This window comes from Nonomuraea fuscirosea (assembly GCF_003001935.1).
Taxonomy (GTDB): domain Bacteria; phylum Actinomycetota; class Actinomycetes; order Streptosporangiales; family Streptosporangiaceae; genus Nonomuraea; species Nonomuraea fuscirosea.
Window position 1 is genome coordinate 156,620 of the sequence record NZ_PVNG01000027.1, and the last position, 24,845, is coordinate 181,464.

The following is a 24,845-nucleotide window of genomic DNA, read 5'->3' on the forward strand; positions in this document are numbered from 1 at the left end:
GTCATGTCACGTCCGCCGTTCCCGCCGTTCACCGAGGAAAGCGCCCGGCTCAAGGTCCAGGCTGCCGAGGACGCCTGGAACACCCGCGACCCCGACAAGGTCGCGATGGCGTACACGGAGGACACGGTCTGGCGCAACCGCGACGAGTTCGTGACCGGCCGCGACGCGGTCAGGGCGTTCCTGCGGCGCAAGTGGGACAGGGAGCTCGACTACGCGCTGCGGAAGGAACTGTGGGGCGTGCTCGGGAACCGCATCGCGGTGCGGTTCCAGTACGAGTGCCACGACGCATCGGGGCAATGGTGGCGTAGCTACGGGAACGAGCAGTGGGAGTTCGACGAGGCGGGACTGATGCGGCGCAGGGAGGCCAGCATCAACGACGTGCGGATCACGGAGTCGGAGCGGCGCATCTTCGGCACCCGCCCGGAGTCGGACCACGGCGTGGACGTCCTGCCGCTCAGGTGAGATATCTGAGCCACAGATAAGGCGTCGACAACGCCACGGTGACGAACGTGACCACCAGCCCATAACGGGTGAACTGCCAGAAGGAGATGGGCGTGCCGTTACGGGCGGCGATGCCGATGACCACCACGTTGGCCGCCGCCCCCACCGCCGTCGCGTTCCCGCCCAGGTCGGCCCCGATCGCCAGGGCCCACCAGAGCACCTGGGCGTGCTCGCCGCCGCCGTTGGCCTGCACGAGGTCGGCGACGATGGGGCTCATCGTGGCCACGTACGGGATGTTGTCGATCACCGCGGACAGCCCCGTCGAGGCCCACAGCAGCGACATCGTCGCCAGCCCGAGCTGCCCCTGCGTCGCCTCCGCCGCCGCCTTCGAGAGCTCGCCGATGACGCCGGTCTCCACCAGCGCCCCCACCATGACGAACAGCCCGGCGAAGAACACCAGCGTCGGCCACTCCACCTCGCGGATGGCGTCCTCGGTCGTCACCTTCGTCGCGGCCACCAGCACGCCGGCGCCCAGCAACGCGACCACGCTCGGCTCGTGGTGCAGCACGGGATGCAGCACGAACGCCGCCATCACCAGCGCCAGCACGGCCAGCGACTGCCACAGCAGCCGCCGGTCCGCGATGGCCTCGCGCTCGTTCAGCGTCATGATCTCGGCGGCCAGCTCGGGGTCGTACTTGAACGACTTCCTGAACAACCACCGGCACAACACCGCGAACACCACCATCAGCACCACGATCAGCGGCGCCAGGTGCACGAGGAAGTCGTTGAAGGTCAGGCCGCCGCGGCTGGCGATGATGATGTTCGGCGGATCGCCGACCAGCGTGGACGCGCCGCCGATGTTCGACGCCATCGCCTCGGCGATCAGGTACGGCGCCACCGGCAGCGCCAGCCGTTCACACACCAGGAACGTCACCGGCGCGATCAGCAGCACGGTCGTCACGTTGTCCAGCAGCGCCGACGCGCTCGCGGTGATCACCACCAGCAGCACCATCAGCCGGTACGGCCGCCCCCTGGCCCGCTTGGCCGCCCAGATGGCCAGAAACTCGAACACCCCGGTCTGCTTCAGCACGCCGACGATGACCATCATGCCGAGCAGCAGGAAGATCACGTTCCAGTCGATGCCGGATCGCTCGTCGAAGAACGCGGAGCCGGCGTCGGTGGCGTGGATCAGCAACATGATCCCCGCCCCGCCGAGCGCCGCTGCCACGCGGTGCACCTTTTCGGTGGCGATCAGCGTGTACGCGCCCAGAAAGACGGCCACCGCCACCCACGCCGTGATCGTCACGCGCGCAACCTATCAACCAGCGCTCAGCGACCCGCACACCACCCACACGGCGTCGTCTGAGGGCTGCTTAAGCGTCACCGGAACCCCTACCGGGGCCGAGCTTCACCGTGGGACGCGAATCCAACGGGGATCGTCGTACCGCTGCTCCACCCCATCCCCCGGCAGAAAATCGGGCGCCGTACACAACACGATCTCCCCCCGGACCTCCAGATACCGGATCAGCCCCGCCGCCACGGACAGCACCGCCTCGACCCCGCCACTCCCCGGCGGCATCTGCCCTTCCAGCACCGCCACCACATCGGTGAGCCCGAACTCCTCAGGCAGCAACTCCGCCACCTCCCGGATGAAGCCCTCGGTCACCCGCGCATGCACCATGACCGGGCCCTTCCCCGCCTCCGCTCCGGCCCCCGGCTCGGCCCGCCCCGACCCACCACAACTCCCGCAACCACCCTTGTCGCGAGGATTGATGGAGATTTCCCCGGTGCCCAGACACATCACGCACCGCCCGTACTCACCGGCATGCCTGGCAGCGGCGTCCCGATCGGCCAGCGGCAGCCCGCAACTGCAGGAGAAGGAGTTGTAGGTCCCTTCGGCATAGTCGTGAAAGGCGATCTCGTCGGGTGCGTCAACCCACCCGATGCTGATGACATGCTCGTCCATAAGGGGTGTCAGCGCTCTCGTTCCGGCGGTACGGATGCCACGAGGCACCCAAGATAGCCCGCCCCACCACGCCAGATCACCCATTCACCCAAACCCATCACCCTGAGTAAGCGCGTTAACCCGAGCCCCACCTCCAACTGCTCGGTCCTCCACATGGCGGCGCTCCGCGCCACGGGGCTCCGGGCTGCGCCTTGTGGGGGAGCCAAGCTCCCCCACACCCCCTAGCCGGGGGCCTCCCGGCCCCCGGACCCCCGGCCTGACCCCCGGACCCCCGGCCTGGCCCCCGGACCCCGGGCCTGGCCCCCGGACCCCCGGCCTGAGCCGTGGAACCGGCCCCACCACTAGATCACCCATGCATGCGAACCCATCGCCCTCAGTGAGCTCCCTAGACCCCTGACGTGTGTCTTTATCCTTGAGGGGAGCCCCGAGCAGATTCTGAAGACCGAGGAGATCATGGCCCTGCGGTTCGAGCATCGCGGCACCGAGATCGACGTGAGCATCGTCGACCGGGTGTGGCGCACCAGCAGCGGCGCCGATGACACGATGACATCCGCAGCGCGCACCTGCTCGCATCTGATCCTTTCGCGGACGCAGGGATGCCTGCTCGCCAGCCTGCGCGGGCCGGAGACCAAGGCGACCAGCGCACCGGTCCCGCCGTACACCGAGTTCCTCGGGATCCGATTCGCGCTCGGTACGGTTCTTCGGCCACATCCGGCAGCCTCGATCATCGACGGGTCCGTGCCGTTCCCAGTGACGGACTCGGGCAGAGTCGTCATCGGCGGCGAGGACTGGGAGGCGCCGACGTACGAGAACGTCGAATGCTTCATCCGGCGACTGCTGGACGCGGGCCTGCTGGTGCGATTGCGCCTCGGGGACGAGGAGGACGTCGCCGGGCATCCCGAGGCCGGCCCCACCCCGCGTACCCTCCAGCGTCGATACCGTGCGATCACCGGACTGTCGCAAACCGCCGTGACGCAGATCGACCGCGCGAACGCCGCGGCCACGATGCTGCGCGACGGCCACGATTGGCGCGCTGTCGTCGAGGCGCTCGGGTACTTCGATCAGGCCCACCTCGCACATGCGCTACGTCGCTACGTAGGGCGCACCGCGCGCGAGCTGCGGGAGGGCGGCGACCATGCCGCGATGTCGTTCCTGTACAAGACTCACCCTGGGCCCGGGAGCTAGCGTCTGCCTGCCGGTCAGCCCTGGCCGGCTGTCCGCGACCCGAATCCCCGGGGGAGAATCGTGCTGCTCAGCGTCAACACCTTCATCAGTCTCGACGGCGTCATGCAAGGGCCCGGAGCCCCCGACGAGGACCGCTCCGACGGCTTCGACCGCGGCGGGTGGCTCGTTCCGCACGCCTCGGCGCACACAAACGACGTTGTCGAGAGCTGGTTTCGTGCGGCCGACGCCTTCCTCTTCGGCCGCACGAGCTTCGATCTGCTCGGTGGGTATTGGCCGAAGGTCACCGAACCTGACGACCTGATCGCCACCAAGCTCAACACGCTGCCGAAGTATGTCGTCAGCTCGACGCTGTCCGACGAGGAAGCCGACTGGAGCCCGACGACTGTCCTGCGCGGTGAACTGGTCGACGAGATACGCCGCCTCAAGGAGCTTCCCGGTATGGAGCTCCAGGTTCACGGTAGCTGGAAGCTGGTGCAGACGCTGCATCAGGCAGGACTTGTCGACCTCTACCGGCTGCTCCAGTTCCCAGTCGTCGTCGGGGCGGGGAAGCGCCTGTTCCCGGACGGATCGACGCCCGCGACGTTCACGACCGTGGACGAGAATGCGCGCGTGCTGCCCGGCGGCGTCGTCTCGCTGACCCTCAAGCCGGCGAGTCTCGGGGCGATCTCCGCGGGTGCGTACACCGTGGACGAGGGGCGCTCGGCGACGGTCCTCGGCTGACACTGTGTCCGCCCGGCTTCGGGACGCTGATCGCCGGCCAGAGAGAAGGGGCCCCGCCGTACGGCGGGGCTCCGGGTACATCAGATCAGGAAGAGCTGTCCGTATCCGGCGTCGGCGAGAGTTCTCTTCTGATCTCAACTCAGTACAGGCCCTAGATCTGCGGCTGCTCGTGGGGCCTGCCCTTCAGCTCATGGAACCCCGCAGTGCCCGCCACCAGCAGCGTCCCGTCCCACAGCCGGCCCGCCTGCTCACCGGTCGGGAGGCGCGAGACGACCGGACCGAAGAACACCACCCGTTCGCCGCCGCCCCGGGTGACCGCCACGATCGGGGTGCCCACATGGTCGCCACCGATCAGGGCCATGCCCTCGGCGTGCGAGGCCCGCACGTCGCCGTCGTACGCGGTACTCATCCCCGCCTCGGCCAGCTCGACCGGCAGCCCGGCCGTGGCCAGCGCCGTCCGCAGGTCGCCGAGCCAGTCTCCGGTGCCGGTCGTCCACAGGGCGGTGTACAGCCGGCCGAGCGCTTCCTGGCCGTGCTCGCGCAGGGTGGCCGCGCAGACGCGTACGGGGACCCAGAGATAGCCCTCCGGATCCCCTTCCGGATCGTCGTCGCGGCCTTCGTTGAGCACCGACAGGCTCATCAGATGCCAGCGCACCTCGACCGGCCGCACCTCCCGCACCTGCAGCAACCAGCGCGAGGTCAGCCAGGTGTAGGGGCAGGAGGGATCGAACCAGAAGTCAGCGATGTCCATCACCTCAGCATGCCACCCCCGATCTTCCCCACCCCGGAACCAACGGCCACCGGACCTGGGCCCCGTCCCGCCTCAGCCCTAACTGCTTGGTCCTCCGCAGGGGGCGCTTCGCACCTGGGGGCTGCGGGCTGCGCTTGGTGGGGGAGCCGAGCTCCCCCACACCCCCTTGCCGGGGGCCTCCCGGCCCCCGGACCCCCGGCCTGGGCCATGGAACCCCGGCTCTGCCCCTGGCCCCCTTCCGACCGCCAGACCTTCGATTTACCGGCTACTGGCGCGCGGCCCAGGCATTGAGCCATGGACCTGCGGTGTAGGCCCCGCACGCGTCGTGGGCTAGGCCAGATCCCCACCCCTCGACCGCCGTACCTCAGACCTCGACCTACGACGGGCCGTCACCCCCTGAACCACAACCGGCGTCTCTACCCTTGAGAGGTGCTGACAGCAGGCATCGACCTCGCCGCAGAACCGCCCCGCACAGCCGTGGCCTGGCTCACCTGGACAACCGGCCGCGCCCACCTCACCCGCCTCGAACTCGGCGCAAAAGACGACCTACTCCTCGAAGCCATCACCACAGCTACCAAGACCGGCATCGACTGCCCCTTCGGCTGGCCGGTCAAGTTCATTGACTTCATCACCGCCCACCGAACAGGCGCCGTCCCAGTGCCCCAGGGCGTGCCCGGCCTGGTGTGGCGCCACGACCTGACCCACCGCGTCACGGACCAGGCAGTGGAGGCCCGAACCGGCCGCCGCCCCCTGAGCGCCTCAGCCGACCGCATCGGCCACACCACGATGCGGTGCGCCGCCCTCCTCTCAACCCTCGCCGCCCAGGGCCACCCGGTGGACCGCCGCGGGACGGGCGCGGCCGTGGAGGTCTACCCGGCCGCCACCCTCAAACTCTGGAACCTCCCGCACAACCGCTACAAACGCCCCACAGAACTGGGCCTGCTCGTAGACCGCCTCAAGGAAGCAGCCCCCTGGCTAGACCTGGCCGACCACGAGCCCCTCTGCCGCACCTCCGCCGACGCCACCGACGCCGTCATCTGCGCCCTGGCCGCCCGCGCCGCCGCCCTCGGCCTCACAACCACCCCACCCCCGGAACACTCGCGAACCGCAGCCGCCGAAGGCTGGATCGCCCTCCCCACCACACCCCTGAGCGCCCTCATCCAGACCCCCTGACCAGCGCCGTTTCTGTCAGGCCCACCTGCCACCATGCCGAAATGACACCAGACAACGACTACGAATCCCTCGCCGAAACAGGCGGCTGCATCACCTACGTCCGAGGCCTCACACCGGAGCAGGTGATCCTCGAACTCGGCGGCCGTCCTGAGGATTTCGCCTCGGCGTCGTTCCACGATCTGTATGACACCGTCCCCGGCTCGTCCGGAGCGAGCCTTGGCATCACATCCATCGGCAACTGGACGATGATCGTCGAGATGCACACGGTGCTCGGCCTCACCAGCAGCGTCATCACCCGCTTATCCGCCGGCACCCGCCTCGTTTCCCACTACTGCCTCGACGTCAAGGCCCTCGACTACTTCTACTGGCTGGAGGACGGCGACCTCCGCTTCGCTTCATCGCCCAGGAGGGCTACATGCAGCCGGTCCCCGACGAACTCGTACCGATGATGCGCGACCTCGACACCCGCTACCCCGACTCCGCCGACCCCCACGAAGGCCCGATGTTCCTCCTGGCCGAACACCTCACCGGCATCAAACTGACCCCGCACCTGCTGGAGCAGGCCACCTACCACTACGGCGTCGTCCCCGAGCCAGAGGGAGACCTCCTGGCTTGGTGACCAGCACCCCGATGAGGGGGAATCTCACAGTCCTGGCCGGCAGGACGACCCAAGCGACATAGGCGCGGCGGACGAACCAGTGGATCGCCCGCCGCGCCCTGTCACGCAGTCCTCCCGCTCAGAATCAGCTCGAAGATCCGCCTCGCGGCAGCGGTCGCCATCCAGGCGGTCTCGTGCACGGTCTTCGTCTCGCGATCCGTACGCCGGACGAAGCCCTGCCCACCGGCTGCACACAGCTCGTACACGGTCACCTGACAGCCGCAGGTGTGAGCGGAGACCCGGATGTGCGGCGCCCGCCGATGCGGCTCGTACCAGGCCACCAGGGCATGGTCAGGTCGGGGCGGCTGAACATGCCATCCGTGATAGTCCGGGACCTCGTCGGAGGCGCTCACCAGGTTCTCCCTTCGAAGATCTCGACGAGGTTCCTGAGCGCCAAGTCGACCCGCGCCACGATGAGCCCCCGCACGTGATCGCCTTCATCCGGCAGCCGATATCCGTGCCTCTCCAACACGGCCCGCACTTCCGCCACGAGCAGGGGCGTGAACCGAACTTCTGTGGTTGTGTTTCCCATGGGTCGGACCTCCACGTCCGATCAAGGGCCCGTCTCGGCGCTTCCACCGCTGGGGCGGGCCTGTCTACTTCGATGAACACGTCCTTCGAACCAGCACGTACGTCCCGCATCCAACGTGCAGTCCTGGCAGAACGTCCTTACCGTGTTGTCACGTGACAATTGATCAGCTCGACCCCACACCGATCTACGAGCAACTGGCGCAGATCATCAGGGGACGCATCAAGGCCGGTGACTTGGAAGAGCGCCGGCTGGTGCCCTCCGAGAGCTCGCTGCAACAGGAGCACGGCATCGCGCGCGGCTCCGTACGACGAACTAGGAAGTGCTGAGAGGGGAGGGCTGGGTGGCCACGATTCAGGGGCGTGGCACCTTCGTCGCGCCCAAGGACGCCTGGCCTGAGAATCGATGACTCCGCTCGTCCGGACGCGGTCAGACCCAGGTGCAGGTGGCGATCCAGCCGCTCGTGGTGATGACATGAGCGCTGTCACGCACCAGCGCCACGAGGCTCCTCAGCTCGCAGATCGTTCCAGTGGTAGCCACATTTGGTAGGAGGAACGCCTTCAAAGGTGCGAAGGTAGTCGATCTCCAGATCGCACAACCGTTCCTCCTGAGATAGCGCGTGGTAAGCCGTGGCCCTGCTGATCGCGTCGGCCATATCGGAAGCCGCCAAAACCCATGTGTAGGGCGCCTCACCATCGAAACGCTCAGTACCGGCGACGGTCACGGTAAAGGTCTTCACAGTCCTCCTCTCGCCTGCCTGGTGACGATCTTCGTCTCTCGATCTCAACGTTCCGAAGGCGGATGGTGCGTCTGCTCGCGTAGAGAGACCACACGGTGCCTGCAGACGAGCGACGAAGCGAGGGACGGGGTCGGGAGGCGCGAAGTCATCGCCGCGTGTTTGCTCCATGTCTGCAGGTTACGTCAACCTTCCCAGTCATGCCTAGGGGTCCCCCTAGGTACCTCCGGGAAGGTAGAGGAACCTTTGGGTTCCTATCGTTACCTTTATGGACTTCAAGCCCGACGAGCTTCGCTGGCAGGCGGTGGCGAATGAGATCAGGCGCAGGATCGCCGATGGGGTGTACCGGCCTGGCATGCCCGTTCCCGGCGAGCCACGACTGGCGGTTGAGTTGGGCGTGTCCAAGGGGACAGCCCGACGAGCGCTGAACGCCCTGCTCGCGGACGGCACTCTCTACTCGGTGCTAGGCAAAGGCACCTTCGTAAGCCGGCCTAGCGAAGTGGGGGATACAGAAAATTAACCGTATTCGCAGAGATGCGGAACCGCAGGCTAGCGCATGTCGTTCCTTCCTCTGCATGTACCCGCATAGGAGGTCGAATGGCGCGCGTGACGGAGTTCTTCAAGACGCATCAGAGCGGCCGCCCGCATCCGACTGAGGTGGAATGCGGCTACCAGCTGATCGCCGGAGCAGATGGTAACTACTTGCAGCTGAGCACGTACGGCTCGGATGGTAGGCAGTCGGAGAAGAAGGTGAGCCAGACGCTTCAGCTGGATCGAGAGAGAGCGGCTCTGCTGCTCAACATCATCAAGGAGGCGTTCCCTGGCATCGATTAGGTGGGTGGGAACGAGCGGGCGGCAGGCCGACGCTAGTTCCCTGGCGCCCTGTCGCTAGTTCTGCGGAAGGAACTCACGGCTGGCGATGGCGATCGCAACCCCTTGGCTCCTGATGTTGCCAGGGCAACGTAGTGATGCGGAGCTTCGGGCCGCACAAACCGGAGATCGGCCCCAAGCTCCGCTATACGTTATCTCGCTGTTATCAAACAAGAGTCACGCCTAGTTGTCGCGCTTGCCGGGGTTAATCCGCTTCGCCGTCTTGGCGACTGCTGCAGGATAGTCATCTGGCGGTAGCAGATCGAGCCTCCTGCTCATCGTCCTTATCTGCCCACCTCTCAGGGTTCCCGTTCAGGTGTGTCGCACGACGGCCCTTCTCTCAGGTACGTGTCTAGCCATACGCACCCGGCATGGAGACGGCAACTGAGGCTCACTTGGCGGTGACCTGGGAAGATATGTGTGGCTGGGTGTCCTTGCCGATCCTCTGGGGCGAATCTGCCGTATGTTCCGGTTGTGGCGTCGCGTGAGCAACGCTAGGGTACGAACCACTAGAGCCTGAAGGTGCCTCTGTGCGGGCGCAGGACAGGCTTCTGCCGGATGCCCCTCTTGAGTAGGTAATCAGATATGCGGCTGAACTCGTGGACCGTGTGGGGTGCCGTCGCCACGGCTGCGGTTGGTGTCGCGGTGAATCTGGCTACTGAATGGAAGTACAACGGTTTGGCGTGGCTCGCTGTGCTAGTTCTGGCAGTTCTGGTGGGCTGTCTTGCTTCCGTAGCCGACCAGAGAGGCAAGAGTGAGATGACCGATCGTAGAAAGCGACAGGAGCATCCGGTGCTGCGCTGGGATGAGCAGTGCGGTACGGCTCGCAGGACGGTCTCCACGACGAGTGAGAAGGTAGCCACTCAGTTCCTGAAAAGCGTTCCGCCACCTCTAAGCTCCCCTGGGGATACTTCTAGCTCAAGTTCCAGCAAGCTCTAGATCGTCGAAAGACTTACAGGTTGGAGGGCTCCACTTCAGTGGCCAAGTCTCGTTTTCAGTACATCTTGCCAGACCACCGCGTAGACTACGGCGTTCAGGTCGAGCTCGACTCGCTGCGGGTCGATGGGGAAGCACAGCGCGGGCTTAACCTTGCACGGGCGAAAAGCATCGCCGACGGTTTGATCGTAGATGCCCTTGGTTCGATTGTGGTGTCTGAGCGCTCTGATGGGACACGATACGTTGTCGATGGCATGCATCGTACGGAAGCTTGCAGGCTGAGGGGGCTCCGTACGATACAGGCGGAGATTCACTATGGTCTGACTCAGCAGCAAGAGGCAACTCTCTTTCTCATCAAGAACCGCGAATCAGCGAAGGTCAGCACGCTGGACGAATACAGAGTCGGTCTGACGGCAGGAGACGAGCTCTGTGTGAACGTCGATCGGGTTCTGAAGAGTCATAGCCTTAACCTAGGCTCAAGTTCGACGAACAGCGTAGGTGCGGTATCTGCTGTGTTGCGGATTACGAAGCAACATGGGCCAGAGGTATTGGATCGCACTCTGAAAGTGGTCGAAGCCGCCTGGGGTCGGGATAAGGAGTCATGGGACGGCGTGATCCTCGGAGGCTTGGCGATCTTCCTGAGCCGTCATGGGGATGGCATCGATGACGATGAACTCGCTAAGAGGATGCTCAAGAGAGGGATGGCAGCCCGCTGGCGCTCTGAAGCTTTGACTAGGGCTTCTAATGGTGGCTACAACAACAGCGGCACTGGATCACGCGAGAGCCAGTGCTATCAGATGGTGGTTGAGAGCTGGAATAAGGGACGAACTGCCGCCAACCGGGTCGGCTAGTTAGGGCCATTTGCCGGCACATAATGGATCCATGGAAAACTGTTGAGCCCCGGGGAGAGATCTTCTCGGGCTTGAGGATGCGCTTTTCTGTATGGCTGACGCCTCGGAGTCATTCAAGGCCTGTTGTTTGTAGCCGTTATAAAGATATCTCGCGTCGTCGCATCTTCTACTATTCTTCCAGTCGACGATGCAGCGTGTGATGTTAACTTCCTGCGTTAGTTGAGCAAATCGGTTTCCCTGCATGGGTACCGCCAGGATTCCTTCCGCTCGGCCTTGAGAGAGGCGATTACAGCACTCTGAAGCTTGCTGTCCGGTCACCAGGTCCGCCCATGCTCAAAGTTCGGCGCGCATGGTTGCCTAGACATGGAGGCGGTGGCGCCCATGTCCGGCTTCCTTTGGGGAGCGGACGGCGGGAGACTCCAGGTATGGATGCGAACCCGCTGCTGCGTCAGGTGCTGGATCAGATCGATGGGCCCGATCCTCGGGTCAACGAGTTGGTCTCCGCGCTCGTCAGTCATCTGCACGCCTTCGTCGAGGAGGTGCGGCCGACGCCGGAGGAGTGGCTGGCGGGGATTTCGTTCCTCGTTGAGACGGGGAGGATGTGCACGCCCGATCGCAACGAGTTCATCCTGGTGTCCGACATGCTCGGGCTGACCAGTGCTGTGGACGACGTCAATCACGTCGGGCCGGCGAACATGACGCCGTCGTCTGTGGAGGGGCCGTTCCACTCGCCTGCTCCTGTGCGGGAGCTGGGCGATTGGGTCAGTGATGGGCCCGAGCGGGAGCGTGGGGTGCCCACCGTGGTGCACGGGCGGGTGTTCGACTGTGACGGTACGCCGCTCGCCGGGGCGAGCGTGGAGGTGTGGCAGGCCAGTGATGCCGGCCTGTACGACAGTCAGGATGACGCTCAGGAGCTCGGCAATCTGCGTGGGGTGTTCACGGCCGATGACGATGGGCGGTACTGGTTCCGGACGATTCGGCCGAGTAGTTATCCCGTTCCTACTGATGGGACGGGGGGTGTGCTGCTGCGGGGCATCGGGCGGCATCCGATGCGGCCTGCCCACCTGCACTATCGGGTTGCCGCCGAAGGGCATCGGCCGTTGGTCACGCATGTGTTTCTGGCGGGGGATCCCTATCTGGGGTCCGATGCGGCTTACGCGGTGAAGGAGGAGCTTGTTCGTCGTCCGCGGGCGCGTACGGAGGGGTGGGGGATGGAGGTTCCGTACGAGGAGATCGAGTTCGATGTGAATTTGGTGCCGGTGGGGTGGAAGGAGGGCGCCTGACGTCGGTCGGGTTTGAGGGGTGGCGGGTCGCGGTAAGTGATCCGCGGGTACGTGCAGGGACTGGTCGGTGACGTACGGTAATCGTTGGTGTGGGGTGGAAGTGACGTGGGCCGGCTGGGGGTCGGGGCGGTGGGATCGGTCTGTTGAGGGCGGTTTGAGGGTGCGTTTCAGGTCGGCCTGATGTGCATTCGGGTCGGTCTGAGGGCTCGGCCGTTCCGGCGGGGGGCGGTCCGGTCGTGCGGAAATGCGGTGGGAAACTGTCGGACCCCGGTGATAGAAAACAGTTTCGAAGCCCACTCACTGCCTGATCGGGGAGGCCACGGTCGTGACCGGCAACAGCTCGGAGTTCTCCGTCTCCGGCCAACGCTACGACCGGCGTGGCCCGGTGCGCTGGCTCTGGTCCCATCTGCGCAGTCATCCGGTCTATCTGCTGGGCTTCCTCGGTGGCTCGCTCGTCATGATCGTGCTCAACGCCGCGGTGCCGCCGCTCACCGGCGCGGCCTTCGACGCGGTGCTCGGCGGCCGCGGCGACGCGGGCTCCGTGCTGGGGTTCATTGCGCTGATCCTGGTGGTCGTCATCGTGGCGCGCGGGCTGACCGACGTCGTCGCGCGGCTGTCGAGCGAGGTGCTGGCCAAGCGGCTCGAACGGGACGCGCGCGACGAGCTCTACGTGAGCCTGCTCGGCAAGAGCCAGACCTTCCACAACCGGCAGCGCGTCGGCGACCTGATGGCGCGCGCCGCCAACGACATCAGGCAACTGTCGATCATGGTCACGCCGGGCATCGACCTCATCGTGGACTCGGGGCTGACCGGGATCGTGCCGCTGTTCTTCATCGCCGCGATCGACCCGAGGCTGCTGCTGGTGCCCGGCGTCTTCGCGGTCTTCTTCGTCGCCGCGCTGTGGCACTACATGCGCCAGCTCAACCCGGTGGCGACCGGCATGCGTGAGCAGTTCGGCGATCTCAACGCCGGGCTTAGCCAGGCCGTGCGCGGCATCGAGGTGATCAAGGTGATGGCGCAGGAGGGGCAGGAGCGCAGGCGGTTCCGCTCGTACGCGCGTCTCTACCGTGATTCGTTCGTCCGCAACGGGCTGGTGCAGGCACGTTATCTGCCGACGTTGCTGTTCGCGGGCACGGTCGCCGGCGCGCTGTGGCACGGTCTCTACCTGCAGAGCACCGGCGCGATCTCGGTCGGTGACCTGGTGGCGTTCATGGGGCTGGTGGTCATGCTGGGCTTCCCGACCCAGATGTCCATCTTCACCTTCTCCCTGGTCCAGATCGGCATCGCCTCCGCGCGCCGGATCCTCGACATCGTCACCTCCGACACCGAGCTGCAGCAGCGCGACGACGGTCACGCCGCGCCGATCACCGGCGAGATCGTCTTCGACGACGTCACGTTCGGCTACGACGACGGCGGCGAGCCGGCGGTGCGCGGGCTGTCGTTCACCGTCAAACCGGGCGAGACCGTGGCGATCGTGGGGGAGACGGGGTCGGGCAAGAGCACGCTGACGAAGCTGGTGCCACGCATCTACGACGTCACCTCGGGGCGCATCCTGGTCGACGGCGTCGACGTACGCGACTGGGACCTCGACTCGCTGCGTTCCCAGATCTCCACGATCGAGCAGGACATCGTGCTCTTCTCCCGCTCGGTCGCCGAGAACATCGCCTTCAGCCTCGGCCAGCGGGCCGACCGCGAGGCCGTGATCAGGGCCGCGGAGGATGCCCAGGCCGCCGAGTTCGTGAGCGAGCTCGACGACGGCTACGACACGGTGATCGGTGAGCGCGGCGTCACGTTGTCCGGCGGGCAGCGGCAGCGGCTGGCCATCGCGCGGGCGTTGCTGACCGATCCGGCGATCCTCGTGCTGGACGACTCCACCAGTGCCATCGACTCCGCGACCGAGGACAAGATCCAGCAGGCCATCGGGCGCATCCTCGACGGGCGTACCACCTTGCTGATCACCCATCGGCTCTCCCAGATCCGGTGGGCGGACAAGGTGCTGTTGTTGCGGCGGGGGGAGCTGGTCGACTGTGGCACGCATGATGAGCTGATCGAACGAAGTCGTCTCTATCGGCGGATCTTCTCCCACTACGACGAGGCCGGTGTGGAGGCGGAGGCCGGCGTCGGCCGACCGGGTCAGGTAGGGGCGGAGGTCGGCGTCGGGCGGCCGGGCGAGGTCGGCGCGGGGCGGGAAGCGGGTGCCGGGTCGCAGAACGGCGTATCGCCTGACGACGGCGCCACGATTCTGGCGAGTGAGCAGGGAGGTGCTCGCTGATGGGCTTCATCATGGACGGCCTCGACGCCGAGGACTACGACCGTACCTACAACGACCGCGACCTGCTGCGCCGGATCGTCACCTACTTCCGGCCCAAGGCCGGGGCGATGTTCCTGGTCGCCGGCATGATCGTGGCCGCCTCGCTGAGCAACGCGGCGATGCCGCTGCTGGTCAGCTACGTCGTGGACGCCGTCGCCGATGGCACGATCGGCCAGGTCGGGTGGATGTTCGTGGTGGGGGTGCTGCTCGCCGGCGGGCTCGGATGGGTGTTCAACTTCGTCCGCCAGTGGTTCAGCTCCAGGGTCACCGGCGACGTGGTGCTGCAGCTGCGCGAGGATGCGTTCGATGCCGTGCTTGAACGTGACATGTCGTTCTACGACGAGACGCCGTCCGGGCGGATCGTCAGCCGGGTGACCTCCGACACCGACGACTTCGCCACCGTCTCCTCTCTGACCATGGATTTGATCAGTCAGGTGCTGATGGTGTTGTTCGTGACGGTGCTGCTGTTCGTGCGCAGTGTCGAGCTGGCTCTGCTCACGCTGCTCGTGGTGCCGATCGTGGTGGGTCTGGCGCTGCTGTTCCGGCGCCTGGCCAGGGCCAGCACCCGGCGTGCGCAGCGGTCGTTGAGCCGGGTCAACGCCAATCTGCAGGAGACCATGGGCGGCATCGCCGTGGCCAAGAACTTCCGCCAGGAGCAGCAGGTCTACGACGAGTTCCGGCCGATCAACCAGCAGAGCTACCAGGTGACCTTGCGGCAGGGCTTCGTCTTCTCCGGCATCTTCCCCGTGCTCTTCTTCGTGGCCGGGCTGGCCACGGTCGCCCTCGTGTATCTCGGTGGCTCGGCGGTGCTGACCCGTGGGCTGTCGGCGGGTGACTGGTACCTGTTCCTGCAAGGGATCGCGCTCTTCTGGATGCCGCTGACGTCCATCGCCGCGTTCTGGTCGCAGTTCCAGCAGGGCCTGTCAGCCGCGGAACGGGTCTTCGCGCTGATCGACGCTCCGCCTCGGGTGGTGCAGAGCGACTCGCAGCCGGCCGGGGAGTTGGCCGGGCGGATCGAGTTCGAGGGGGTCACGTTCGGATACGATGCCGCGCATTCTGTTCTGCGTGACTTCGATCTGCGGATCGAGGCGGGTGAGAGTGTCGCGCTCGTCGGGCATACCGGGGCGGGCAAGTCGACGCTGAGCAAGCTGATCACCCGCTTCTACGAGTTCCAGGAAGGCCGCCTGCTGATCGACGGGCGTGACATCCGTACCCTCGACCTGGCCTCCTACCGGCGGCAGATCGGCGCGGTGCCGCAGGCTCCGTTCCTGTTCAGCGGCACGGTCGCGGACAACATCCGCTATCCGCGGCCGGAGGCCACCGATGACGAGGTGCTGGCCGCCGCGTCGGCGGTCGGCGGTGGTGACTGGATCGAGGCGCTGCCCAACGGTCTGACCACCGACGTCGGCGAGCACGGGCGCGCCCTCTCAATGGGGCAGCGGCAGCTCGTCGCGCTCGCCCGGCTGCTCATCCAGGATCCGGCGATCGTGGTGCTGGACGAGGCTACGGCCAGCGTCGATCCGCTGACCGAGGCGCAGATCCAGGAGGGGCTGGACGTGGTGCTGGCCGGGCGGACCTCGATTGTGATCGCGCATCGATTGTCCACGATCGAGCATGTCGATCGGATCATCGTGCTCGATCACGGGCAGATCGTGGAGGAGGGGGATCACGCCACGTTGCTGGCCCGAGGTGGTCGCTACTGCCAGGTCTACAACACCTACTTCCGGCACCAGTCGCCCAACTACCGTGCGGGGACCGGCTTTGTTCCGGTCAGTTCGGGTTGAGGGGCGGCGGGTCAGGGCTCGGATCAGGGTTCGGGGCAGGGTTCGGATCAGGGGGAATGCGGGTCGGCAGGCCGGTCATCCCGTGCTCGGGAAGTGGCGGTCCAGCCCGGTGATGAGCAGCAGCCGGGTGACGCGCGGGGGAACGCCGGTCAGGGCCAGCGTGATGCCTTGGGCCCTCGCACGGCTTTGCACGCCGACCAGCACGCCCAGCCCGCCGGCCCCGCAGAAGGTGACCTGGGACAGATCCAGGACGAGCAGGCCGGTGCTGTCACCGAGGGCGTCGATCAGCCGCTGGCGCAGCCGGGCTGTGGTGAAGATGTCGATGTCCCCAGACAGATGCACGAGGGTCGGCGCCGAGGCGCTCACCCCGGCGAGCGAGGCGGTGTCGATGACAGTCATGGAAGTTCTCCTCACGGGAGAAGCCGGAAAACGATGAGATGCCTGCCGGCCGAAGATCGGCCCGCCGCCATTACGGGCGGGTATCAGAGCCGCTCGATCCGGCCGGCAGGCGGCACCGGGGTCATGGCGACGTCGTCGGCCGTTCCACGGATGGCTGCGTCGCCCGCCCGGTGACCGACCCGCCCTCGTTCTCCCAGCGGGCCGAGTTGTCGGCCGCCGCACGTGGAGCGCGGTCGGCGGGCAGCTGCGCGAGGGTGAGGATGGCGTCGATGCTCAAGCCGGCTATGTCCTGGGTGGTGAGCTTGAGCGTGGCCTCGGCGGCGCCGGCGGCGGTGCCCGAAGGGACGATCAGCAGAACGACCGGCTCGCCGGTGCCGAAGCTGAGAGTGATCACCCGCGGGTCGGAGTGGCGGAACCAGCCGACACGAACCTGACGCCCGCGCGCCGGGATGCGGCGCGGGATGTTCTGCCACACGTCGCCATGCAGGCCGACGCGGAGCGTGACCCGGTCCAGCAGCCGGTCCACGGCGGCGATGAGGCCGGGCAGTTCGGCGGCGGCGTCAGAGGAGAAGGGCCACCAGGCCCCGTCCACCACGGTCAGCCGGTTCGGCGCCGGGCGGAGACTGAGCCGTAGCGCGGAATCGACCCGAGGAATCGCGGACGAGGCGGAGCTGAGTGGTGCGGCTTGAGAAAGAATCGTCGGCGTCATGGTCGCCTGACCTGTCCAGGCCCCCGAAGGAGCCGGTGGTGGTTCGCCGGGGGCGACGCGGACCTGAATGCCAACGTTCGAAAAAGCCTCGGTACCACCAGTATACCTCATGACGTCCTTCGACTGGTGGACGTGCGCCTGCCGGTCCGCAAGGGCGAGCCGCACATCCGCGGTCAGGCCCGCCCGCTGGGTCAGGTGTCGTCACGCAGGGCACGGAGGGTTTCGCCTGTTCGGCGGTGACGCCTCTGGCGCGCTGGTCGACGCCCCGCCCGGGGTGGTGCGAAGCGACTCGTGGGAGGGGATCATCCGGTCTGTTCGGCGAGTGCGACGATGATGCCCGCCGGGCCGCGGAGGTAGCAGAGGCGGTGGCTGTTCGCGAAGGGCACCAGCTCACCGACGAGTTCGGCTCCGTGCGGCCGCAGGCGGTCGAGGATGTCGTCCATGTCCTCGACGGCGAACATGACGCGCTGGGTGCCCAGCGTGTTCGGCGGCGCGTGCGGGTCGCCGGCCGGGCTGGACGGCGTGTGGTACTTGGTCAGTTCGAGCCGGCCGTGACCATCCGGGGTGCGCATCATCGCGACGTCCGTTCGAACCCCCTTGAGTCCTACGATGCGATCCACCGCGCTGTCCTCGAGTGTCGCCTCGCCTTCCAGCTCCAGCCCGAGCTCGGCGAAGAACGCTTTGGCGGCCGGGAGGTCGTTGACGACCATGGCGACGTTGTCCAACCGCTGGACCGTCCCGCGCCCAGTGCGGGGGTCAGTGTTCTCCATGATGGTCCTTCCGGGGTGGTGGGGTCGGGTTCAGGTGTTCTGGCGTTCCTGCTGTCGTTGCATGAGTTCCGCGATGGCGGTGGGGAGCGTGGTCTCGAAGTCGATCAGCTTGGCCCAGGTCGGCTTCACCACGATCCGGACCATGCCGTCGTAGAGCGCCTTCACGCCCACCTCCCACTCGGTCCGCTGCTCCGGCGTCATCTCGTACGTGCCGTTCCACTGGAGGTACTCCTCCGGGATGCCCTCGACGACGTCCAGCTCCGCGTTGCCGCGGAGGAGCAGGACCCTCGGCGGATGTGACTCCGTGTCGATCGTCAGCGCGACCGCGGGGTTGCGGCGCAGTGCCGGCAGTTTGCGGGCGTTGGTCGCGGTGCACATGACGATCTCCGTGCCGTTCCAGACGATGCCGATCGGGATCGCCCTGGGGGTGCCGTCCAGCGCGACGAACGCCAGCCTGGCCAGGTCGCGGGCGAGCAGCTCCTGGCTGAGCGGGCGGTTCAGTACCTCGTCGATGGCGTGCTGGTCCATGAGCTGACCTTTCAGTTGTAGTAGCGGCGGGCGCTGGAGCCCACGCGCGAGATGTCGGTGCCGTAGATGTGCAGGCTGATGGCGATCTCGTCGCCGATGTTGCGGATGCGGTGGATGTCGCCGGGCGGCGCGAAGCCGCTGACCTCGCCGGGCGGGGTGTCTCGCGCGCCGATGGGATTGAGGGCTTCGTCGAACAGTTCCTCGTGCTCGACGCCCGACAGCACGCCCACGACGCACCAGGTGATGTGGTCGTGGATGCGGGTGGTCTGTCCGGGGCGCCAGACCAGGCTGAGGATGGAGAACGCGCCGTCGGGCTCGACGTGCAGGAGGTGGCCGGCGACGCGGTCGGGCTCGCCGAGGCGCTGGCCGGGGGTCAGGAGTTCGGGGCCCGGGAGGTGGGTGCGGAGCTCGTCGGCGACCAGTTCCGCGGTTTTCGTCCAGTCGGTTCGTACGTCGACCGCCTGGCGTACGGCGGCGACGAGGTCGGTGAGGGTTGCCAGGGTCTGGGTCATGGCCGCCTTCTCTTGCGAGGGGGTGCGTCCTGTTAAGGGTCCCAAGCGGCGACTTATACGTCTAATGACAATATTGGGGTTAATTCATGCGTACTCTGTATGTATGCTGGATATCCCGAGGTTGAGGGTGCTCGCGGCCATCGCCGCGCAGGGTTCGGTCACCAAGGCCGCCAAGCAGCTGAACTACTCCCAGCCCGCGGTCAGCCGTCATCTGGCCAGGCTGGAAGCCGAGACCGGGGCCAAGCTCGTCCAGCGGGTCGGCCGGGGCATCCGGCTCACCCCCGAGGGAGAACACCTCGCCCGTCGCGCCGCCGAGATCGTCGGGCGGGTCGACACCGCGGCTACGGAACTGTCCGCCATGGTGGGTCTGCGTACCGGGCGGGTCCGGGTGGCCGGGTTTCAGTCGGCGCTCGCGGCGCTGGTGCCGCATGCGGCGGGCACCCTGCGCCGTGAGCATCCCGGCATCGAGCTGCACCTGGTCGAGGCCCATCCGCGGGTGGCGCTCGATCTGCTGCGGGCCGGGGAGGTCGATGTCGCGGTCGGCTTCCGATACGACGACGCGGCTCCGGACGACGTTCGCGCGACGCTGCTGTTCGACGACCCGATGTATCTGCTCAGCCTCGAATCTGGCCAGACGCTGGAAGGTCATCGTGACGCCGACTGGATCGCAGGGTGTGAGAACTGCCGCCGTGACTTCCTTGAGGCGTGCGCCAAGGTCGGGTTCGTTCCGTCGATCGCGTACATCACCGACGACACCATTGTTCAGCAGGCGCTGGTCGCGGCGGGCATGGGGGTGACGACCATGCCGGGGCTGACGTTGCGCACGCACCACGCGCCTGGGATCGAGGTCAGTGTGCTGCCTGACTTCCGGCGGCGGGTCTATCTCGCTACTTATGGCGAACCGCCGGATCCGCCGGCGACGACGGCTTTCATCAGCGCGCTGCATCACGCCGTCGAGCAGACCCGGCCTGGTGAGCCGGCCCCAGCCGTTGCGGCCCGACTGCCGCACGGGGATTGACGCGTGGCGCGCGGCGGTGTGGGTGGGCACGTGATGTCTCGTTGACGGCGCGGAGGTCAGCAGTCGTCGCGTAGGGCGCGGAGGGTTTCGGCCTGTTCGGCGGTGACTCCCTTGGCGCGTTGGTCGACGGCTTCCTGGGCGGTGAGGCCGGCGCCTGCCCAGGACGCGGTCTCCTCGTACGGGATGCCGGCCTGCCACCACTCGCGGGCGACCGCCATCGGGGTGAGGCCGCGCTGGATGTAGCGGCGCGCCTCGGCCGGTCGGAGGCCGAGTTCCTGCCACATGCGTGCGGTGGAGGCGTCGATGCCGTACCCGGCCCAGGCGATGGCTTCGTCGTCCACCCAGTCGGCGTCGATGTAGCTGTACATGACCAGCGCTCCGGCGTTGCCCGCGCGGCGGATGAAGCGCTGGGCGCGGTCTCGCGGGTCGTCGGTGCCGAAGGACATCAGGCTGGTGAACGCGTCGCCGGGCGCGGTCGGGTCGTCCGTCTGGCGTGGCTCGCGGCCGTGTTTCACGTCGAACGCCTGGTCCGGGGTGAACCCCTTCTCCCGGTACGTCAGCGCTTCGTCCAGGGCGAACTCGTACTCGTGCCAGAGCAGTGCCTCTGCTGGGCCGAGTCCGGCGGCGCGGCAGGTGGCGATGCGTTCTGGGGTGATGCGGGCGGTGGTCCACTGCGTGGCGAGTGCGGGGTCGGTGATTCCGGCCCGTCGCCACGCGGAGGCTTGGCCCGCTGTGAGTCGCCAGTCCCACCAGCGGTGGCCCTCGTCGTCGGGGATTCCGGCCGCGCGGTAGGGCGCCGGGTCGAAGTGCTGGGTCATTCTCCTCCGATCTGTACGGTTCGCGCCCAGGCAGGCGCCTGCCCGCCCTTGTCGAGCAGACCGACGACGACCCGGCTTCGGGTGGGAGGACGGTCGGGCCACGGGGTGCGTCCGTCGGTGAGTGCGATGATCAGGTCCGGCGGTGGTCCCGATGCTTGTGCTGCCTCGAATCCGGCTCGGAGGTCGGTCCCTCCGCCGCCGCCGAGTCGTAGGTCGGTGATCCGGGCGAGGGTCTGGGGGCGGTACGCCTGCGCGTCACAGGAGATCACCGTCACCTTGCGCCGTCCGACGCCGACGGCCCGCAGCACGCCGGTCACCTCGGCCAACGCCTGTCCGAGCATGCCCTCGGTGATCGAGCCTGAAGTGTCGATCAGCACGGTGACCGATGGGGCCGGGCGGTGCAGGCTCGGCAGCACGATGCCGGGGAGTGCGGCGGCCCTGCGTGACGGGGTGCGGTAGGTGTAGTCCACCCGGCCCGCTGCCTGGGCCAGGCCGTGGCGGATGGTGGTGGACAGGTGGCGTCGCCAGTTGATGGTGGGTTCGAGCACCTGGTCGGCCCAGCGGAGCCAACCGGCGGGAATGTCGTCGCGGGCGTCGAGGCGTTCGCGGATGCGGCGGGCGGTGTCGAGCGCGGTGAGCCGGGCGCCGGTGGCGGACAGCCCGGGTCTGTCGGTCTGCCACGGCCTGGGCTGACCGTCACAGCCGCTCCCGCAGTCCACCGGCTGTTCGTCGCGGAGGCGGTCGCCTTCCTGCACTCGTACGGATAGAGCCTGGTGGTACTGCTCGGCGGTCCAGCCTTCTGGCAGTTCCAGGCGTGCTGGGGTGATCGCGTCCGGTGGTAGTGGCAGGTCGGTGAGGTCGTCGTTGATCTCCGCGTCGGCTGCCAGGTTCCAGTTCCGGCGTTCCAGGCGTTCGTTCGTGCCCGGGTAGCGGCGGGCGTGGTCCCGTAGCAGGTGGCCGGTCTGGTGGATCAGCCAGAAGCCCACTTCGGGGACGCTGCGTCGTTCCAGCTCCTTCGCCCCGACGTACACATGCCAGGCCGTGTCGACGGGGAAACGCCTGATCTCGCCGGGCACCACGATCGGGTCCAGGGCCAGCAGTGCTCCGCTCAGGTACGGTGCTCGTGCCACGGCCCATACTCGGGCCGCTGCCCATTTGTCCCACAGCTCGGGGGACAGTGGCTCATTCATGGAGCAGTCCGGCTGCGCGCAGGATCGGTGTCAGTTCCAGCAGGGCCATGGGCAGTCGTGCCCCGGGCGGGCGGTGCTGGGCGAGGGCGCGGGCGGCCAGGGTGGCGACGTCGGGGGCGGTTCTGGCGGCCTTGGCGATCACGCGCCAGGCGGCGTCCCACAGGTCGCCGCTGCCGTCGGCCACCGCGACCGCCACCACCGACGTCAGTACGGCGAAGGCCCGGTCGCCGCGTCTGGGCAGCTCGAACGCGTCCGGGTCGGCGAGCACCGCCATCGGGTCGGGCAGGTCGAGGCGTTCCAGCCAGGACAGGAACTCCAGTGCCGCTCCCTCCCCGACGGCCCCCGCCACGAGCACGGCCAGCACCTCGGACGACGCGGCGGCGGACCGGCAGGCGGCGAGCAGGCGGGCGGCGGCCTCCCAGGAGCGGGGGCTGGGCCAGCCCTTGCCGGCGGCGTCGCCCGAGGGGACCTGGATCGCCAGCGTGGGCCGTACCTCCAGGAACGCCGCCACGACCGCCCGTGCCCGCGCGACCTCCTCGGGCGAGGCCGGTCGTTCGAACCCGGACAGCGGCGGGCGGGGGAATCCGATGGCCAGCCCCCGGGCGATCCGCCTGCCGTCCACCGGCCAGTCGAGGTGGACGAGGCGGTTGGCCAGCGGTGCGGCCAGGTCCCAGCCGTCGGCGGCCTCCTCGGGTGGGTTCGCGGCTGCCACGATGCGTACTTTGTCGGGCAGGCGTAGGTCGCCGACCGTCCGTTCCAGCACCACCCGGAGCATCGCCGCCTGTACGGCTGGAGGAGCGGTGGTGAGCTCGTCTAGGAAGAGGAGGCCGTGACCGGCGGTGGCCAGGCGTTGGGCCCATGCGGGTGGTGCCAGCCGCATCGTGCCGTCGGCGATCACCGGCAGGCCGGCGAAGTCGCTCGGCTCCCTGATCGAGCCGATGACGACCTCGATCGGCCAGTTCAGGGACTCGGCCAGGGACAGGACGGCGGACGTCTTGCCGGTGCCGGGGCTGCCCCACAGCAAGGCGGGCACTCCGGCCGACACCGCGATCGACAACGCCTCAGCCGCCGTCCCGCCGTGATCCTCAATGGCCGGCCCGCTCCACTCCTCGGCTGCGGGTCCTCTGTGCCCGTCACCGGTCGTCTCGTCCCACCCCTCAGACGCCGGCTCGCCGTGCTCGTCAGGCGTCACGTCGTACGCCTTCCCCCTGCCAGAACGCCCCGAGCCCCGGCACGCCCAACTGCCGTTTGAGCAGCTCCAGCTCGTGTGCGGGCAGTTCGCGGCGGACGAGCTCGGCGTTGTCGCGCAGCGGATGATCCGTCATCCGTACCTGTCCGGCGGCCTCGCGGAACGCCCGCGCATCCCACGGAACGCCGGGGGCCACGACCGCGCCTTCCGCGATTCCGGCCAACTCTTCAGCGGTAGGACGGGTGGTGATGCCGAGCCGGGTGGTGAGTCGGTCGCCGGTCAGCAGCCCGGCCAGGTAGCTGAGGCCGTCCTGGGCGTGGCGGCGGCGGGGGTCGGCTCCGTGTACCCAGGCGGTGACGATCTCGGCGATCAGCCGGGCGGCCGCGTGGCTGGGGCGGTCGGAGGTGCCGAAGTCGCCGAGGTCCAGCTGGTTCGCGGCGATCACCAGCGCGATCCGGTCCTCGGTCCAGCCGCGGGTGAAGTGGCTCCAACCCCACGGGTACTCGCCGCCGTGCCCGATATAGGGGTGCCCGCCCCCGAAGCCGCCCGAGCCGCCCGAGCCGTCGAAGACGTTGAAGACGAAGCCGATCGAGGTGTCCTGGCTCGGCCCGGTGAGGGTGCCGCCGGGCGCCTGTGCCGTGATCATCTGCCGGGCGGTGCCGGGCGACAGTACGCCGCCTCCGCCGCCGAGCAGGGCGAGCACGAATCTGGCGTGGTCGGACGGCGTGCTCAGCGCGGACCCCGCCGGGTAGTCGCCCGCGTAGAGCTGGGGGAGCGGCAGGCGCAGGCCCGGCAGGGTCGCGTACCCGGTCGAACGGCGTGCGAGCAGCTCGGCCGGGACGAAGTCGGGATGTTGCGCCCTGGGGAAGACGGTCGACGACATGCCCAGTGGCGCGAACACGTGCTCGCGTACGTACTCCGAGAAAGAGAAGCCCTCAGGGTTCAGCAGCTCGACGAGCCGTCCGACCACGGCGATCCCGACGTTGCTGTACTGGTACGCGGCCCCCACCGGCCCAGCCCAGAACGGCGTCAGCGCGCCCCCGTACGCGTCCGATCGCCCGGCCGCGAACACCCGCCGCAGGTGCTCCTCCAGCGGCGGAGGCGGCACACGGTCGAAATTGCCCAGGTTGATGCCCAGCCCGCTGCGGTGGGTCAGCAGGTCGCGCAGCGTGATCGGGCGCGGGCCGTGCGGGTTGACGATCGGCAGGTGCTTCTCGATCGGGTCGTCCAGCCCGATCAGGCCCCGCTCCACGAGCTGCAGGGCGGCCACGCCGGTGTACGCCTTGGCGTCCGAGCCCGTGGGGCCGATCGTGTCCGTGGTCATGGGGCGGCCGGTGGCCAGGTCGGAGTGCCCGTACGCCCTGGTCAGCGCCACCTCCGTGCCGACGCCCACCGCGATCGAGAGCCCCGGCGTGCCGCAGTGATCCATGATCTCCGGCACGAACGCGTCCAGCGCCTCGGCCAAGCCATCGATGTCCATGCGTCAATGCTTGCCTTGACACTCGCACAATGTCAAGG

Annotated in this window: 28 protein-coding genes; 14 read left to right on the forward strand and 14 right to left on the reverse strand. The window is 67.7% G+C overall.

Annotated features, from left to right (window positions below):
* The first annotated feature begins 3 nt into the window (after positions 1-3).
* Entirely contained in the window at positions 4-462 is a 459-nt protein-coding gene (locus B0I32_RS46725) for a nuclear transport factor 2 family protein (RefSeq protein ID WP_106250753.1), read from the forward strand.
* On the opposite strand, the gene B0I32_RS46730 is transcribed toward B0I32_RS46725, so the two are convergent.
* Together B0I32_RS46730 and B0I32_RS46735 are read right to left on the reverse strand one after the other, a co-directional pair.
* Positions 455-1,747, reverse strand: a complete 1,293-nt coding sequence (locus tag B0I32_RS46730; RefSeq protein ID WP_106250755.1) for an ArsB/NhaD family transporter — start codon at positions 1,745-1,747, stop codon at positions 455-457. The genes B0I32_RS46725 and B0I32_RS46730 overlap by 8 nt on opposite strands.
* Before the next feature lie 102 nt (positions 1,748-1,849).
* Positions 1,850-2,407 (reverse strand): hypothetical protein, encoded by a 558-nt coding sequence (locus tag B0I32_RS46735; protein WP_106250756.1) that lies wholly within the window; start codon positions 2,405-2,407, stop codon positions 1,850-1,852.
* Between the two features lie 453 nt (positions 2,408-2,860).
* Between B0I32_RS46735 and B0I32_RS46740 the strand changes: the two genes are divergently transcribed.
* Both B0I32_RS46740 and B0I32_RS46745 read left to right on the forward strand, forming a co-directional pair.
* Positions 2,861-3,592, forward strand: a complete 732-nt coding sequence (locus B0I32_RS46740; RefSeq protein ID WP_106250758.1) for a helix-turn-helix domain-containing protein — start codon at positions 2,861-2,863, stop codon at positions 3,590-3,592.
* A gap of 60 nt (positions 3,593-3,652) precedes the next feature.
* Positions 3,653-4,312, forward strand: a complete 660-nt coding sequence (locus B0I32_RS46745) for a dihydrofolate reductase family protein (protein WP_106250759.1) — start codon at positions 3,653-3,655, stop codon at positions 4,310-4,312.
* Positions 4,313-4,463: 151 nt separating this feature from the next.
* Here the strand turns inward: B0I32_RS46745 and B0I32_RS46750 are convergent, their stop codons facing one another.
* Positions 4,464-5,063, reverse strand: a complete 600-nt coding sequence (locus B0I32_RS46750; RefSeq protein ID WP_106250761.1) for a DsbA family protein — start codon at positions 5,061-5,063, stop codon at positions 4,464-4,466.
* Between the two features lie 429 nt (positions 5,064-5,492).
* On the opposite strand from B0I32_RS46750, the gene B0I32_RS46755 reads away from it, so the two are divergent.
* The 3 genes from B0I32_RS46755 to B0I32_RS61205 are packed head-to-tail and all read left to right on the forward strand — an operon-like array spanning position 5,493 to position 6,855.
* The gene (locus B0I32_RS46755; RefSeq protein ID WP_106250763.1) at positions 5,493-6,236 is read left to right on the forward strand and encodes a DUF429 domain-containing protein; all 744 of its coding nucleotides are present in this window, start codon (positions 5,493-5,495) and stop codon (positions 6,234-6,236) included.
* Positions 6,237-6,277: 41 nt separating this feature from the next.
* Positions 6,278-6,685 carry a DUF6461 domain-containing protein gene (locus B0I32_RS46760; protein ID WP_106250764.1) on the forward strand — a complete coding sequence of 136 codons (408 nt, stop codon included), beginning with the start codon at positions 6,278-6,280 and terminating at the stop codon, positions 6,683-6,685.
* Positions 6,652-6,855, forward strand: a complete 204-nt coding sequence (locus B0I32_RS61205) for a DUF6461 domain-containing protein (RefSeq protein ID WP_146178563.1) — start codon at positions 6,652-6,654, stop codon at positions 6,853-6,855. The genes B0I32_RS46760 and B0I32_RS61205 overlap by 34 nt, the downstream gene beginning before the upstream one ends.
* 101 nt (positions 6,856-6,956) lie before the next feature.
* Here the strand turns inward: B0I32_RS61205 and B0I32_RS46765 are convergent, their stop codons facing one another.
* On the reverse strand, positions 6,957-7,247 hold the full coding sequence (locus B0I32_RS46765; RefSeq protein ID WP_106250766.1) for a hypothetical protein: 291 nt from the start codon (positions 7,245-7,247) through the stop codon (positions 6,957-6,959).
* Positions 7,248-7,578: 331 nt separating this feature from the next.
* Between B0I32_RS46765 and B0I32_RS46775 the strand changes: the two genes are divergently transcribed.
* Complete coding sequence (locus tag B0I32_RS46775) at positions 7,579-7,752, forward strand: GntR family transcriptional regulator (RefSeq protein WP_245956555.1); 174 nt, start codon at positions 7,579-7,581, stop codon at positions 7,750-7,752.
* A 155-nt stretch (positions 7,753-7,907) separates the two neighbouring features.
* On the opposite strand, the gene B0I32_RS56935 is transcribed toward B0I32_RS46775, so the two are convergent.
* On the reverse strand, positions 7,908-8,162 hold the full coding sequence (locus B0I32_RS56935; RefSeq protein WP_146178564.1) for a hypothetical protein: 255 nt from the start codon (positions 8,160-8,162) through the stop codon (positions 7,908-7,910).
* Between the two features lie 265 nt (positions 8,163-8,427).
* Between B0I32_RS56935 and B0I32_RS46780 the strand changes: the two genes are divergently transcribed.
* The 6 genes from B0I32_RS46780 to B0I32_RS46805 all read left to right on the forward strand — a co-directional run bounded on the left by B0I32_RS46780 (position 8,428) and on the right by B0I32_RS46805 (position 16,194).
* On the forward strand, positions 8,428-8,679 hold the full coding sequence (locus B0I32_RS46780; protein ID WP_106250770.1) for a GntR family transcriptional regulator: 252 nt from the start codon (positions 8,428-8,430) through the stop codon (positions 8,677-8,679).
* A 77-nt stretch (positions 8,680-8,756) separates the two neighbouring features.
* Positions 8,757-8,993 (forward strand): hypothetical protein, encoded by a 237-nt coding sequence (locus tag B0I32_RS46785; RefSeq protein WP_106250772.1) that lies wholly within the window; start codon positions 8,757-8,759, stop codon positions 8,991-8,993.
* 1,013 nt (positions 8,994-10,006) lie between these two features.
* A complete protein-coding gene (locus tag B0I32_RS46790; RefSeq protein WP_106250774.1) occupies positions 10,007-10,816 on the forward strand; it encodes a DUF6551 family protein in 810 nt (269 codons plus the stop codon).
* A gap of 425 nt (positions 10,817-11,241) precedes the next feature.
* On the forward strand, positions 11,242-12,099 hold the full coding sequence (locus B0I32_RS46795) for a dioxygenase family protein (RefSeq protein ID WP_106250775.1): 858 nt from the start codon (positions 11,242-11,244) through the stop codon (positions 12,097-12,099).
* A 325-nt stretch (positions 12,100-12,424) separates the two neighbouring features.
* Positions 12,425-14,371 carry an ABC transporter ATP-binding protein gene (locus B0I32_RS46800; protein WP_245956556.1) on the forward strand — a complete coding sequence of 649 codons (1,947 nt, stop codon included), beginning with the start codon at positions 12,425-12,427 and terminating at the stop codon, positions 14,369-14,371.
* The gene (locus B0I32_RS46805) at positions 14,371-16,194 is read left to right on the forward strand and encodes an ABC transporter ATP-binding protein (protein ID WP_106250777.1); all 1,824 of its coding nucleotides are present in this window, start codon (positions 14,371-14,373) and stop codon (positions 16,192-16,194) included. The genes B0I32_RS46800 and B0I32_RS46805 overlap by 1 nt, the downstream gene beginning before the upstream one ends.
* A 75-nt stretch (positions 16,195-16,269) precedes the next feature.
* Here B0I32_RS46805 and B0I32_RS46810 read toward each other — a convergent pair whose 3' ends face one another.
* From B0I32_RS46810 to B0I32_RS46830, 5 genes are all read right to left on the reverse strand, one after another.
* A complete protein-coding gene (locus B0I32_RS46810; RefSeq protein WP_106250779.1) occupies positions 16,270-16,593 on the reverse strand; it encodes an STAS domain-containing protein in 324 nt (107 codons plus the stop codon).
* Between the two features lie 121 nt (positions 16,594-16,714).
* Positions 16,715-17,302, reverse strand: coding sequence for a DUF5994 family protein (locus B0I32_RS46815; RefSeq protein WP_181308542.1), 588 nt, complete (start codon positions 17,300-17,302; stop codon positions 16,715-16,717).
* Between the two features lie 302 nt (positions 17,303-17,604).
* Positions 17,605-18,072, reverse strand: a complete 468-nt coding sequence (locus B0I32_RS46820) for a VOC family protein (protein ID WP_106250782.1) — start codon at positions 18,070-18,072, stop codon at positions 17,605-17,607.
* Positions 18,073-18,102: 30 nt separating this feature from the next.
* On the reverse strand, positions 18,103-18,600 hold the full coding sequence (locus B0I32_RS46825) for a pyridoxamine 5'-phosphate oxidase family protein (RefSeq protein WP_106250784.1): 498 nt from the start codon (positions 18,598-18,600) through the stop codon (positions 18,103-18,105).
* 11 nt (positions 18,601-18,611) lie between these two features.
* Positions 18,612-19,112, reverse strand: a complete 501-nt coding sequence (locus tag B0I32_RS46830; protein ID WP_106250786.1) for a cysteine dioxygenase family protein — start codon at positions 19,110-19,112, stop codon at positions 18,612-18,614.
* A 103-nt stretch (positions 19,113-19,215) separates the two neighbouring features.
* Here B0I32_RS46830 and B0I32_RS46835 point away from each other — a divergent pair, with 103 nt between their 5' ends.
* Complete coding sequence (locus tag B0I32_RS46835; protein ID WP_106250788.1) at positions 19,216-20,130, forward strand: LysR family transcriptional regulator; 915 nt, start codon at positions 19,216-19,218, stop codon at positions 20,128-20,130.
* 56 nt (positions 20,131-20,186) lie between these two features.
* Here the strand turns inward: B0I32_RS46835 and B0I32_RS46840 are convergent, their stop codons facing one another.
* The 4 genes from B0I32_RS46840 to B0I32_RS46855 are packed head-to-tail and all read right to left on the reverse strand — an operon-like array spanning position 20,187 to position 24,807.
* Positions 20,187-20,948, reverse strand: coding sequence for a hypothetical protein (locus tag B0I32_RS46840; RefSeq protein WP_106250790.1), 762 nt, complete (start codon positions 20,946-20,948; stop codon positions 20,187-20,189).
* Complete coding sequence (locus tag B0I32_RS46845; RefSeq protein WP_106250792.1) at positions 20,945-22,138, reverse strand: vWA domain-containing protein; 1,194 nt, start codon at positions 22,136-22,138, stop codon at positions 20,945-20,947. Before B0I32_RS46845 ends, B0I32_RS46840 begins: the two co-directional genes overlap by 4 nt.
* The gene (locus B0I32_RS46850) at positions 22,131-23,330 is read right to left on the reverse strand and encodes an AAA family ATPase (protein WP_245956557.1); all 1,200 of its coding nucleotides are present in this window, start codon (positions 23,328-23,330) and stop codon (positions 22,131-22,133) included. The genes B0I32_RS46845 and B0I32_RS46850 overlap by 8 nt, the downstream gene beginning before the upstream one ends.
* On the reverse strand, positions 23,320-24,807 hold the full coding sequence (locus tag B0I32_RS46855; protein ID WP_106250795.1) for a serine hydrolase domain-containing protein: 1,488 nt from the start codon (positions 24,805-24,807) through the stop codon (positions 23,320-23,322). Before B0I32_RS46855 ends, B0I32_RS46850 begins: the two co-directional genes overlap by 11 nt.
* Positions 24,808-24,845 lie beyond the last annotated feature (38 nt).